At 63.4% G+C, this 12,869-nt stretch carries 11 protein-coding genes, 1 tRNA gene and 1 pseudogene; 4 read left to right on the top strand and 9 right to left on the bottom strand.

All coding sequences use genetic code 11. The features are described 5' to 3' along the window. Nucleotides 1-197: 197 nt before the first annotated feature. The 4 genes from acpS to rpoZ form a co-directional block, all read right to left on the bottom strand. Nucleotides 198-614, bottom strand: a complete 417-nt coding sequence (gene acpS, locus ACP2YO_RS22220) for a holo-ACP synthase (protein ID WP_426442702.1) — start codon at nt 612-614, stop codon at nt 198-200. Then, entirely contained in the window at nt 611-1,384 is a 774-nt protein-coding gene (locus ACP2YO_RS22215; RefSeq protein ID WP_426442701.1) for a pyridoxine 5'-phosphate synthase, read from the bottom strand. Before ACP2YO_RS22215 ends, acpS begins: the two co-directional genes overlap by 4 nt. Before the next feature lie 99 nt (nt 1,385-1,483). After that, on the bottom strand, nt 1,484-3,775 hold the full coding sequence (locus ACP2YO_RS22210) for a RelA/SpoT family protein (protein WP_426442700.1): 2,292 nt from the start codon (nt 3,773-3,775) through the stop codon (nt 1,484-1,486). A 214-nt stretch (nt 3,776-3,989) separates the two neighbouring features. Further along, nucleotides 3,990-4,382 (bottom strand): DNA-directed RNA polymerase subunit omega, encoded by a 393-nt coding sequence (gene rpoZ / locus ACP2YO_RS22205; RefSeq protein WP_044542538.1) that lies wholly within the window; start codon nt 4,380-4,382, stop codon nt 3,990-3,992. A gap of 360 nt (nt 4,383-4,742) precedes the next feature. On the opposite strand from rpoZ, the gene ACP2YO_RS22200 reads away from it, so the two are divergent. Next, a complete protein-coding gene (locus ACP2YO_RS22200; protein ID WP_426442699.1) occupies nt 4,743-5,378 on the top strand; it encodes an NYN domain-containing protein in 636 nt (211 codons plus the stop codon). Further along, nucleotides 5,359-6,018: a uracil-DNA glycosylase gene (locus ACP2YO_RS22195; RefSeq protein WP_426442698.1), complete on the top strand. Its 660-nt coding sequence runs from the start codon at nt 5,359-5,361 to the stop codon at nt 6,016-6,018. The genes ACP2YO_RS22200 and ACP2YO_RS22195 overlap by 20 nt, the downstream gene beginning before the upstream one ends. Here ACP2YO_RS22195 and ACP2YO_RS22190 read toward each other — a convergent pair. From ACP2YO_RS22190 to dapA, 4 genes and pseudogenes are all read right to left on the bottom strand, one after another. Continuing rightward, nucleotides 6,015-6,594 (bottom strand): annotated as a pseudogene (locus ACP2YO_RS22190) (peroxiredoxin). The gene ACP2YO_RS22195 and the pseudogene ACP2YO_RS22190 overlap by 4 nt on opposite strands. Nucleotides 6,595-6,691: 97 nt before the next feature. Then, the gene (gene smpB / locus ACP2YO_RS22185) at nt 6,692-7,168 is read right to left on the bottom strand and encodes an SsrA-binding protein SmpB (protein ID WP_426442697.1); all 477 of its coding nucleotides are present in this window, start codon (nt 7,166-7,168) and stop codon (nt 6,692-6,694) included. Between the two features lies 1 nt (nt 7,169). Further along, complete coding sequence (mscL, locus tag ACP2YO_RS22180; RefSeq protein WP_426442696.1) at nt 7,170-7,586, bottom strand: large conductance mechanosensitive channel protein MscL; 417 nt, start codon at nt 7,584-7,586, stop codon at nt 7,170-7,172. 67 nt (nt 7,587-7,653) lie between these two features. Beyond that, a complete protein-coding gene (gene dapA, locus ACP2YO_RS22175; RefSeq protein WP_426442695.1) occupies nt 7,654-8,544 on the bottom strand; it encodes a 4-hydroxy-tetrahydrodipicolinate synthase in 891 nt (296 codons plus the stop codon). A 271-nt stretch (nt 8,545-8,815) separates the two neighbouring features. Between dapA and ACP2YO_RS22170 the strand changes: the two genes are divergently transcribed. Together ACP2YO_RS22170 and ACP2YO_RS22165 are read left to right on the top strand one after the other, a co-directional pair. Continuing rightward, the gene (locus ACP2YO_RS22170; RefSeq protein ID WP_426442694.1) at nt 8,816-11,350 is read left to right on the top strand and encodes a transglycosylase SLT domain-containing protein; all 2,535 of its coding nucleotides are present in this window, start codon (nt 8,816-8,818) and stop codon (nt 11,348-11,350) included. A 274-nt stretch (nt 11,351-11,624) separates the two neighbouring features. Then, a tRNA-Ser gene (locus ACP2YO_RS22165) sits at nt 11,625-11,717 on the top strand. Nucleotides 11,718-12,544: 827 nt separating this feature from the next. On the opposite strand, the gene ACP2YO_RS22160 is transcribed toward ACP2YO_RS22165, so the two are convergent. Beyond that, nucleotides 12,545-12,739 (bottom strand): hypothetical protein, encoded by a 195-nt coding sequence (locus tag ACP2YO_RS22160; protein WP_426442693.1) that lies wholly within the window; start codon nt 12,737-12,739, stop codon nt 12,545-12,547. Nucleotides 12,740-12,869 lie beyond the last annotated feature (130 nt).

Below are 12,869 nucleotides of genomic sequence, written 5' to 3'. Positions count from 1 at the left end.
TGGCCTTGATACCGATCTTGAGGGCAAATTCCGGCGCAAACCCGAATCCGCGTCTCGCTCGATGCTAACCCTGCGGCGTTTTAGACGGTTGTTCGCGGGCGCGCAATCAATCGCCGGGTAAAAACTTCGCAATCCATTGAAATGTCAATGATTTTTAGTTTTTCCAGAATTTTCGAACGAGCCCCCGGCCGCCAGCCTCATTTGCCGGGGCCAACGGCCGAAATTATGACGAAGGCCTGCGCTAGCGGCCAGTCGTCGGTGATCGACAGGTCGATCCGGGCTTCCATGCCCTCCGGCGTCAGTTTCTTCAGCCGTTCCAGCGCCCCGCCGGTCAGTTGCATGGTCGGTCGCCCGCCCGGGAGGTTCACCACCCCCATGTCCTTCCACCACACGCCCTGGCGGATGCCGGTGCCGAGCGCCTTGGAACAGGCTTCCTTGGCCGCAAAGCGCTTGGCGTAGGTCGCGACCACCATCTTCTCATTGTTGGCGCGGCGCATCGCCTTGGCGCGCTCGGCGTCGGTGAAGATGCGCTCCAGGAACCGCTCGCCATGGCGCTCGATCACCTTGGCGACCCGGGTGATGTCGATCAGGTCGGAGCCGATGCCGATGATCATGCGTGGACAGCGCCTTCCGCCTTGGCGCGCCCGCGGTCCATCGCCGCGCGCATCGCGCGCACGGTCTCGGCGATGCCGACGAACAGCGCCTCGCCGATCATGTAGTAGCCGATGTTGAGCTCGCGAATGTCAGATAGCGCCGAGATCGTTTCGGCGGTGTCGTAGTCGAGGCCGTGTCCGGCATGCACCTCCAGGCCGGCCGCACGGGCGAGCTTCGCGCCTTCGACGATGCGCGTCCACTCGGCGGCGGCCTTGTCCTTGTGGCCGTCGACCACGGCATCGCACCAGCCGCCGGTGTGGAGCTCGATCACCGGCGCCTTCAGCTTCGCGGCCATCTCGATCTGCCTCGGATCGGCGGCGATGAACAGCGACACCCTTATGCCGGCGTCGCTGAGCCGCGCGATGAACGGCGCCAGCGCGCTGTGCTGGCCGATCACATCGAGGCCGCCTTCGGTCGTGAGCTCCTGACGCCGCTCCGGCACCAGGCAGACGGCATGCGGTTTTGTTGCGAGCGAAATCCGCAGCATGTCGTCGGTCGCCGCCATCTCGAAATTCAAGGGCTTCGATATTTCGGCCTTCAGCCGCGCCATGTCCTGGTCGCGGATATGGCGGCGGTCTTCCCTCAGATGCGCGGTGATGCCGTCGGCGCCGGCCGCGATCGCGGCAAGCGCGAGCCGCACCGGATCGGGCCGCGCGCCGCCGCGCGCATTGCGCAGGGTCGCGACGTGATCGACATTGACGCCGAGGCGCAGCGGAGGAGCTTTGGACATTCTCTGACCTTGCAAATCCAATTGGCCGCGGGCTCGGCCCGCGTGTACTTTCATTCCTGGAAGATGGCTTGCCGGGTGAAGCCCGGCAACGACAAGACCCTACCCATTGACGCGCTCGACCCGCGCGACGACAGCCTTGGCGCGCAACTGCAAGATGATAGCGCTGAGATGCTTGAGGTCATAGACCTCGAGATCGATGGTCAGCTCCGTGAAATCCGGAGAACGGCGCGACATGTGAATGTTGTCGATATTGCCGTCATGCTCGGCGATCACGGTGGCGATCTGGGCCAGGCTGCCGGGTTCGTTGACATTGTGGATCAGGATCCGCGCCGGGAAACGCTGCGGCATGGTCTCGTCGATATCCCAGCGCACGTCGAGCCAGCGCTCCGGCTCCTCCTCGAAATCCTTCAGCGCCGGCGACTGGATCGGATAGATCGTGATCCCCTCGCCCGGCGTGACGATGCCGACGATGCGATCGCCCGGCACCGCGCCGCCATTCGGCGCGAACTTTACCGGCAGGTCGGAATTGATGCCGCGCACCGGGATCACCGAGGCGGCTCGCGCCGGATGCGGCGGCGCCTGGCTCTTCAGCTTGGCGGCGAGGCCCTTCTTGGCGCCATAGCGCACCAGCCGTTCTTCCTTGTAGTCGGGATACATGGCGCGCGCGACGTCGGATGCCTTGATCTCGCCGCGTCCGACCGAGGCCATTACATCCTCGATCGAGCTGCGCGCCAGCCGCGGCAACGCGCCCTTCAGCTTGTCGTCGGCATATTCGATCTTGGCGCGGGCAAACAGGCGATCGACGATGCGGCGGCCGAGGCCGGCATACTGGTCGCGCACCGCGTCGCGGGTGGCGCGGCGGATCGCGGCACGCGCCTTGCCGGTGACGGCGAGCACCTCCCAGGCCGATGGCGGGGCCGACTGGGCCTTCGAGGTCAGGACCTCGACCTCGTCGCCATTCTGCAACTCGGACGATAACGGCGCGAATTTGCCGTTGATCTTGCAACCGACCGCGCTGTGACCGACGGCGGTGTGCACCGCATAGGCGAAATCGATCACATTGGCCTTGCGCGGCAGCGCGATCAGCTTGCCCTTCGGCGTGAAGCAGAACACCTGGTCGTGGAACAGCTCGAGCTTGGTGTGCTCAAGGAATTCCTCCGGGTTGGCGCTGTCAGAGAGGATGCCGATGGTGTGGCGCAGCCAGGCGAAGGCGTTGGATTCGTGCTTCAGCCGCTCGTGCGGCGAGCCCGCGCCTTCCTTGTAGAAGGCGTGCGCGGCGATGCCGAACTCGGCGATCTGGTTCATGTCCTCGGTGCGGATCTGCAGCTCGACGCGCTGCTTGCCCGGCCCGATCACGGTGGTGTGGATCGAGCGGTAGTCGTTCTGCTTCGGCGTCGAGATGTAGTCCTTGAAGCGCCCCGGCACGACCGGCCAGGTCGTGTGCACGGTGCCGAGCGCGCGGTAGCAGGCGCCGACGTCGTCGAGGATGACGCGGAAGCCGTAGATGTCGGAGAGCTGCTCGAAGCCGACCGACTTGCGCTCCATCTTGGTCCAGATCGAAAACGGCTGCTTGCGGCGGCCGAACACCCGCGCGATGATGCCGTTCTTCTGCAGGTTCTTAGAGAGCTGGGCCTCGATCTCGCCGATCAGGTTGCGGTTGCGTTCGGCCAGCCCATCGAGCCGCTGCTTGACCACCGCATAGGCCTCCGGGTCGAGCACGAAGAAGGACAGGTCCTCCAGCTCCTCGCGCATTTCCTGCATACCCATGCGGCCGGCGAGCGGCGCATAGATGTCGAGCGTCTCCTCGGCGATGCGGCGGCGCGAGGCCGGCGGCACGAATTCCAGCGTCCGCATGTTGTGCAGGCGGTCGGCGAGCTTGATCAGCAGCACGCGGACGTCGTCGGCGATCGCAAGCAGAAGCTTGCGCAGGTTCTCGGCCTGCTTGGCTTCGCGCGACACCAGCTCCAGCCGCTTCAGCTTGGTCAGCCCCTCGACCAGCGCGCCGATCTCGTGGCCGAAGACATGGTCGATCTCGGCCCGTGTCGCCTCGGTATCCTCGATCGTATCGTGCAGCAGGGCTGCGACGATCGTGGCGTCGTCGAGCTTGAGGTTGGTGAGGATCGCGGCGACCTCGAGCGGATGCGAGAAATAGGGATCGCCGGAGGCGCGGGTCTGGGTGCCGTGCGCCTTCATTGCATAGACATAGGCGCGGTTGAGCAGGTCCTCGTCGGTATCAGGGTTATAGGAGCGGACGCGCTCGACGAGGTCATATTGTCGCATCATCCGCGCCCGCGGCCTGCCCGGCCTCTCCGCTACGGGCGAAGCCGGCGCCACCGCGACCGTTTCGGTCGCAGCTTGCATCTGGCTGGTACTGCGGCGTCGATACGCCATGAATTCGATGCCTCTCGCGCGGGCCGAAAGGCCCTCCATCCAATCTAGTGTGCTGCCGAGCGAAGCAGCACCCCACGCGGGACCAGAAATGTTCAATTTCCCGCGTCCGTACAGGACGCACGGTAACAGCGAAATTGTCAACAAAAGCAAAGGCCCGGAGCGATGTCCGGGCCTTTGGCAAATCTGTCTGAAAGTGGGACCTGAGAACCCGGCTTTATTCGTCTTCCTCGGGCTGCTCTTCCGGGGGCGCCAGGCCTTCGAGGCCCTTCAGCAGCTCTTCCTCAGTCATGCGCTCGATGGCGACTTCGGTGTCGTCGGCATCGACGCTCGCGCCGGCGGAACCGATCAGCGGGACAGTGTCGGGTTCGGGCTCGTCGACCTCGACGAATTTCTGCAGGGAGTGCACCAGTTCCTCGCGCAGGTCTTCTGGCGAGATCGTGGAGTCGGCGATCTCGCGCAACGAGACGACAGGATTCTTGTCGTTGTCCCGATCAACCGTGAGTTGCGAGCCTGACGAGATCATCCGGGCGCGGTGGGCCGCCAACAGGACGAGGTCGAAACGATTGTCGACCTTATCAATGCAATCTTCGACGGTGACGCGAGCCATATCAAGGCGCTCCGTGGTAAAAGGGACCGAACATGTTGGTTATGAGGGTTAGTTATAGGGCCGGCCTCCGTTTCGCAAGGCAAAATTTGTGATTTGCCTTCTTGGCAGGCTCTGGTAACCCCCTCCGCCGGGGCCAGAATGGCCAGAGCGTCTGACGACAGGGCCTGGTTGCCGTCCCAGACAAGTAAATCTCTTCATTGCAATGTCAAAAGTCTAGGCTTTTTGCCCTCGCCTCACCATAATTGCGGTGGTGACTGTTGCGGGGAAAGATTCACCGAGCTTTAGGCAGCAACGCAGGAAATTGCGCGCGGTCGGTCGCCGCTGCGCTAAGAACACTAACAACCACGCGAGAACACTTTGATGTCGTCACCTGTTTCCAACAAGATCGCGCTCTTCATCGACGGAGCCAATCTCTACGCTACCGCAAAGACTCTGGGCTTCGACATCGACTACAAGCGCCTTCTCAAGGAATTCCAGGGCCGGGGCACGCTACTGCGCGCATTCTACTACACGGCGATCATCGAGGATCAGGAGTATTCGTCGATCCGTCCGCTGATCGACTGGCTCGACTACAACGGCTACACCGTCGTCACCAAAGCCACCAAGGAATTCATCGACGCCAGTGGCCGCCGCAAGGTGAAGGGCAACATGGACATCGAGCTCGCTGTCGATGCCATGGAGCTTGCCGAACATGTCGACCAGATGATTCTGTTCTCTGGCGACGGCGACTTCCGTTCGCTGGTCGAGGCGGTGCAGCGCCGCGGTGTCCGCGTCACCGTGATCTCCACCATCGCCAGCCAGCCGCCGATGATTGCTGACGAATTGCGCCGCCAGGCCGACGTTTTCACCGATCTCGTGGAGCTGCAATCCAAGCTCGGCCGCGACCCGTCCGAGCGTCCGGCGCCGCGCGAGCCGCGCCATCACTCCCCGCAATTCCTGACGCGCACGCCCTCCACTGTGGCGCCACGGGGCGCCGATGACGATTTCGACGAGTAGTCTCGTCACCCCTGGCACCGTCCCCGATCGCAACTGCCCGCTCTGTCCGCGGCTGGCCGACTTCCGCGCGCAAACCCGCGTGCGCGAACCTGCCTGGTTCAACGCGCCGGTGGATTCGTTTGGCGACGCCAATGCACGGCTGCTGATCGTCGGACTTGCACCGGGCATGCAGGGCGCCAATCGCACCGGGCGTCCCTTCACCGGGGACTACGCCGGCGTCTTGCTCTACGCGACGTTGCTCGAATATGGCTTTGCCAGCGGCGTCTATCAGGCGCGTCCTGACGATGGCATGAAGCTGGTCGACTGCCGGATCAGCAACGCGGTGCGGTGCGTGCCGCCGCAGAACAAGCCGCTGCCTGCCGAGATCAACACCTGCCGGCAATTCCTCGCCGCGACCATCGCCGCGATGCCAACGGTGCGCGCGATCGTGCTGCTCGGACGCATCGCGCACGAATCAACGTTGAGGGCGCTGGGAATCCAACTCGCCGCCGCGCCCTTTGCGCACGGTGCCGTGCATATAGCCGGACAGTACAAGCTCTACGACAGCTACCATTGCTCGCGGTACAACACGAATACCGGCGTGCTGACATCAGACATGTTCCGCAGTGTGTTCGCTACCGTACGGAAGGACCTCGGCTAGGTCTGCGACGGATTGTCCTTCAGCCAATCCAGCACGTCGCCCGCGTTCCGGTCAGGCGGGAACACCGGATAGAACACGTGCGTGATACGCGCGTCGTCGACAACAAGCGCGAGCCGCTTGATCAGTGTCAGCCCCGCGACCGACATGGTCGGTAAGCTCAATGCACGCGTGAGTTGCAAGGCCTCGTCCGACAGCACCGGGAACGGCAGATGCAGCCGCGACGCCATCTCGGTCTGATATTGATTGCTCTGCGTCGACAGGCCGAACACCTGGGCGGCGCCGGCGGCCTTCAAGTCGGCGAACAGGTCGCGGAACGCGCAGGTCTGCGGCGTGCAGCCGCGCGCCGGGGATCATGTCCCAGTCGTCGACTAACCCGATCTTGCCGGGCTCGCCGGTTCGTGGATAGCCGAACAGGACGGTGCGGCCCTCAAGCTCGGACAGCGTCACCGAGGTATCGTTGGTGGCGCGCAGGGTGACGGGCGGAATCGTCATACCCTTCAAATGCGCCGCGCCGCCATCGTCTGAGGGCGCTGGGATCTTGCTCCAGTCGACGTCGGTCACGCTCGATTGAGTCATGTCGTGCTCCAGCAAGCCGCCAATGGCGAGCGGCCAATAGCGAATGGAACGGCAGAGGTGCCCGCCTTCCTATGCGCCATTCGCTACTCGCGTCTAATCACCCCCGCGCCCGCATCAGGCGGCCTTTCTCGCGGCTCCAATCGCGTTTCTTCTCGGTCTCGCGCTTGTCGTGCAGCTTCTTGCCCTTGGCGACCGCGAGCAGCAGTTTGGCACGGCCTCGCTCATTGAAATAGAGCTTGAGCGGAATGAGCGTCATGCCCTCACGGTCGACCGCGCCGAGCAGCTTGTTGATCTGCTTGCGATGCAGCAGCAGCTTACGCGGCCGTTTCGGCTCGTGGTTGAAGCGGTTGGCCTGCAGATATTCCGGGATGGTGGCGTTGATCAGCCAGATCTCGCCGTTCTTGGAGTTTGCGTAGGACTCCGCGATCGTGCTCTTGCCGCTGCGGATCGATTTCACCTCGGTGCCGGTCAGCGAGATGCCGGCCTCGATGGTATCCTCGATGGCGTAGTTGAAGCGGGCCTTTCGGTTCTCGGCGACAACCTTGATTTGGCGTTCGTTCTTGTCGGCTGCCACTTTAGCTCTTCTTGAGGAGGTCGCGGATTTCAGTCAGCAGCGCGACCTCGGCGGTCGGCTTCGGCGGCTCGGCGGGTGCAGCCGCTTCCTTGCGCTTGAACTGGCTCATCAGGCGAATCACAATAAACAGCACGAAGGCGATGATCAGGAAATTGATCGTCAGCGTCAGGAAGCTACCGTAGGCGAGCACCGCACCTTGCTTCTTGGCATCGGCGAGGTTGGTTGCTGTGACGTTTTTCGACAAGCCGATAAAATAATTGGAGAAGTCCAGGCCGCCGCTGATCGCGCCGATGATCGGCATGATGATGTCGCCGACCAGCGACGTGACGATCGCACCGAAGGCCGCACCGATGATGACGGCGACGGCGAGGTCGACGACGTTGCCCTTCATGGCGAAATCGCGGAATTCCTTCAACATGCCCATCCCCTTTCTTCGACATTGCGAACAGTATTGCTCACGGCCGTTCTCGACGTACTCAGCTCATTCAGTTGATCAGACCGGCATGCACCATGGCGCTGCGCACGGCCGCGCGGGTCGACTCCGAGACCGGCACCATCGGCAGGCGCAGCTTCTCGTCCAGCTTGCCGAGCAGCGACATCGCATATTTCACCGGCGCCGGGTTGCTCTCGATGAAGAGATTGGTGTGCAGCGGCATCAGCTTGTCGTGGATCTTCAGCGCGGTGGTCACGTCGCCCTTCTGCCAGGCAATCTGGAATTCCGAGCACAGCCGCGGCGCGACGTTCGACGTCACCGAGATGCAGCCGTGGCCGCCATGCGCCATGTAGCCGATGATGGTCGCGTCCTCGCCTGACATCTGGTTGAAGTCCTCGCCCATCGCCGCGCGCTGCTGCGACACCCGCACCATGCTGGCGGTGGCGTCCTTGACGCCGGCAATGTTCTTCAGTTCGAACAGCCGCTTCATGGTGTCGACCGACATATCGATCACCGAGCGCGGCGGGATGTTGTAGATGATGATCGGAATCGCGATCGCATCGTTGATCGCCTTGAAGTGCTGGTACATGCCCTCTTGCGTCGGCTTGTTGTAGTACGGTGTCACCACCAGCACCGCGGTCGCGCCCGCCTTCTCGGCATGCTCGGCCAGTTCGATCGCTTCCTTGGTCGAGTTCGAGCCGGCGCCCGCGATCACGGGCACCCGGCCGTTGGCCTCCGCGATACACCACTCGATCACGCGCTTGTGCTCGTCATGGCTGAGCGTCGGGCTCTCGCCGGTGGTGCCGACCGGCACGAGGCCGTGCGTGCCCTCCGCGATCTGCCAGTTCACCAGGCCGCGGAACGCCGCCTCATCCACCGAGCCGTTTTTGAAGGGCGTCACCAAGGCAGTGAACGACCCCCGGAATTTTGTCTTGGCTGCCATGGATTTCCTCCAAACGCTTCAGGCTTAAGGCTAGGTCGACAGACCTTCGTTGTTGGCGTGCTGCCGTAACGCCATGAAAGACAAGTCATATCGGGTCTGACTGTCAGGCGAAAGGGCCGCGCCGTACCTATTCCCAGCCGCGATTTTGCCGTTGTGATGGCGCAAACAGCCGCACCGGCAGCGCTTTTTAGCATTTTGTGCACTTATTCAATCAAATAAGAACCTATGGCCCGGGCGATCGGGTGATTCGCCGCCGCCGCAGAGGATGTCCGTGAACCGTTCCGCCCGCGCAGGCACATTGCGATCGACGGCGCTGGCAACCAGCCTGGCGCTTGTGATCGGTTTTGCCGTGACGGCGGCCGATGCCTGGGCCGCCGCGGACGTTCCAACACCCGCGCCGGCAGACCAAAGCGCGGCTCCCAAGGCCGCCGCAGCCAAAACTCCTGCGGCCAAGAATCCTGCGGCCAAGAGTTCTGCAGCCAAGAGTTCTGCAGCCAAGAATTCCACTGCCAAAAATACCGCAGCCAAGACGAGCACTGCAAAGAGCGACGCGTCCAAGTCCACCGCCGCAAAGACAACTCCGGCCAAGACCAGCGCCACCGAGACCAGCGCTCCCAAAGTCAGCGCTCCCAAGACGAGCGCTGCCAAGACTAGCACTGCCAAGACTAGCACTGCCAAGACTAGCACTGCCAAGACTAGCACTGCCAAGACTAGCACTGCCAAGACTAGCACTGCCAAGACTAGCACTGCCAAGACTAGCGTTCCAAAGGCCGGCACGTCCCTGCCGAACAAGCCAGTCGCCGCGAGTGCGGTCGCGCCTGCGCTGGTTCCGGCGACCCGCCAGCACGCTGCACCGGCAGTGCGCAAGCCGGTGACCCCGGCGGCCGTGGCTGCAACCTCATCGACGTCGCAAGAGGACAAGGACGCGCTCGAGAACGTCGTCGAGCTCCTGCGCAAGCGCAGGCCTGATGAGGCCACGCAGGCCGAGGCCTCGATCTCCGATCCGGTCGCGCGCAAGCTCGCGGAATGGCTGATCCTGCGCAGCGACAACAACGGCGCCTCGGTCGAGCGCTACCGCGCCTTCCTCGACGCCAATCCGAGCTGGCCGTCGCAGATCTTCCTGCGCCGCCGCATCGAGGCCGCGCTGTGGGACGACCATCGCGACGATTCCGCCGTCTGGGCCTGGTTCCAGAATGAATCGCCGGTCTCGGCCAAGGGCCGCTTCGCGCTCGCCAAGGCGATGATCGGGCGCGGCGACCGCGCCAATGCCGAGCGGCTGGTGCGCGAGGCCTGGCGCAACGACGCGATGGGCGAGGACACCGAGAGCACCGCGCTCGATCTGTTCGGGTCCCTCCTCACCGCCGGCGACCACAAGGCGCGCATGGATACGATGCTTTACGGCACCGACAACGAGGCCGCTGGCATACGCGCGGCCAAGCGCCTCGGCTCCGGTTACGTCGCGCTGGCGAAGGCGCGGATCGCCGCCAACCGCAAGGGCTCGAACCTGCGCGAACTGGTCGACGCCGTGCCGCGCGAACTGTCCGGCGATACCGGCTATCTGTTCGCGAAGATCCAGTTGCTCCGTCGCGAGGAGAAATTCGCGGAGGCCGCGCAACTGATGATGAGCGCGCCAAAGGACGCTGCGCGCTTGTTCAACGTCGACGAATGGTGGGTCGAGCGCCGGCTGCTGTCGCGCAAGATGATCGACGTCGGGGAATACCGCACCGCCTATCTGATCGCGCGCGATGCGGCGCTCCCCGCCCGCGACATCTACAAGACCGAGCAGGAATTCACCTCGGGCTGGATCGCGCTGCGCTTCCTCAACGATCCGTCGGTGGCCGCACAGCACTTCGCGCGGATCGGCGTCGGCAGCACCAACCCGACGGCGCTGGCGCGTGCCGGCTATTGGCAGGGCCGCGCCGCGGAAGCCGCCGGCCGCGGCCAGGAGGCCCGCGCTGCCTATGCGCAAGCGGCCGAGCAGTCGACGAGCTATTACGGCCAACTTGCACGCGCCAAGCTCGGCATGCCGCAGATCGAGCTCAACGGCGCGCCGCGCGGCCGCGGCGCCGAGCGGCTGGAGATCGTTCGCGCGGTGGCGCTGCTCTACGAGATCGACGAGCGCGAGCTTGCGATCCCGATCTTCAGCGATATGGGCGACAATGGCGATCCGGAAGCGCTCGCAGGCCTCGGCGAGCTGACGGCGCGCAACACCGATGCGCGCGGCATGCTGCTGATGGGCAAGGCGGCGCTCAATCGCGGACTGCCGTTCGACCACTACGCCTATCCGGTCAACGGCATTCCGTCGTTCCGGCAGGTCGGGCCGGAAGTCGAGCCCAGCATCGTCTACGCCATTGCGCGCCAGGAGAGCGCGTTCAATCCCGCCGTGGTGTCGCCGGCACAGGCCTACGGCCTGATGCAGGTGACGCCGGAGGCCGGCCGCTATGTCTGCAAACGCGCCGGCATCGGCTTCGACCTCAGCCGGATGAAGACCGATCCGGTCTACAATGCGGCGCTCGGCGCGGCCGAGCTCGGCGGCCTGCTCGAGGACTATCGCGGCTCCTACATCCTGACCTTTGCCGCCTACAATGCCGGCCGCGGCAGCGTGAAGAAGTGGATCGAGCGCTATGGCGATCCGCGCGATCCCAAGGTCGACGCGGTCGATTGGGTCGAGCTGATTCCATTCTCGGAGACGCGCAACTACGTGCAGCGGATCATGGAGAACCTGCAGGTCTATCGCGCGCGCTTCGGCGGCGGGACCAAACTGCAGATCGACGCGGACCTCCGGCGCGGCAGCAGCGTGGAATGAGCCGCCACTGGCGGTTTTCGACAGGCTCGCGATAGGCAGATCGAAGGCGGCGGCGGCAGGCTACCGCATAAGCCTTTGTTACAAATGGAATTTCCAGAAAGTGAAGCACCCGTCGACCCCGCAATCAGGCTCCGGAACAAGGGCTGGCAGCCGGTTTGCCGCCGATTCCGCCGCTGGACCGCGGGCCTGAGACTGCCTTGCCACCAAATCACCTTGCCGCAATCTGAATCTGATGCTTGCGGCTCAGCCTCCGCTCGGGCATATCGGCGCCACCGGAGAGGTGGCCGAGTGGCTGAAGGCAACGCTTTGCTAAAGCGTCATACGGTCTCAAGCTGTATCGAGGGTTCGAATCCCTCCCTCTCCGCCAGCCGGCTCAATGCCCTGATTCCCCTGCCCCAATTGGCTTGGATGTGAGTTGGTGCGGCACTCTTGTCGGTGGCAGCCGCTGCTACATGCGTTGTGAGAATTGCGCTGGTCGCGCCGGCCATCCATACGGATGCTGCCACCTCATGGCACTGAGGGCTTAGCGCCTTACCTATAGTTGTTCCCAGCTGCGAGGCTATGGCAGTACCAGTCGATCTCGACTGATCTTGCACCGGTTTTCAGTCCAGCCTCCAGGCACTCATTGTAGTTTTTGTAGCCACCTGTATTTCTGCATGTTGTCGAATACGCGTATTGACCGGAAACGGAGCAACCAACCCAAGGACGGTCGCCCGACTTAAAGCTCGATACGCAGCCGTCGACACACCCCGTAGAGGCGGCTGACGGTCGAGCGGCCGCAAAATGGCGCGCATGTGCATGGTTGACAGGCTTCCGCGGAGAGACGGCTAGCCTTGGCGCTTCGACCAAGAGGTGGGGAAGCGATGTGGTCGGACCGCCTGAAGGCGTTGCGGCTTTCGATATTGCCATGCCGCCTGGGCCGCACAACACCACAATCAATGAGACCGCGACGGTTTGATTTAAGCGGAACAAGGCTTTCATGGCCCGCGCCTCTCAAACTGAAGGAATGCGATAGGTACGATGCTAACACACCCGACAGGACTGTCACGGCGCTTTTACAACTGGATTACCGCTCCGAAACACAGCGACTCAAACGGGGATGTATGCAGTGCACGGCGCCGCGATCCTCTCACCCCGCTGCGGTCGAGCAACGTGAGCTGGATGGTGATTTACGAGGAACAACCTTGGGCCAAATTAACGGTGCGCTAGAAACACGCCGATCAGAAAAGCCACGGCGAGAGACTGAAGCGGCGCTTCGCGGGTCATCTCGCTCAAGCGGTCCATCCACCTGGGGCGCGGTCCGAGTTCGTCGGCAAGGTCCTGGGTCATCGCACGTATGGATTCTGTGGCCTGTTCGATACGCTGCTGAGGTCGACCTGCATTGACCATTTGCCTCTCCTCCTGATGCCCCGTCCTGACCAAGCCAAAATTTGCGAGCCGACCACGTGCGATCAGGCGAAATGATAGACTGCTGCGAAAATCGCAGCCGCGCCGATGACTAGCTCAAGCGTCGCACCAA

Origin of the sequence: Bradyrhizobium genosp. P, assembly GCF_049949265.1 — a bacterium.
Lineage (GTDB): Bacteria > Pseudomonadota > Alphaproteobacteria > Rhizobiales > Xanthobacteraceae > Bradyrhizobium.
Note: the sequence above shows the minus strand (reverse complement) of the source record. Positions and strands in the feature narration are given on the sequence as shown.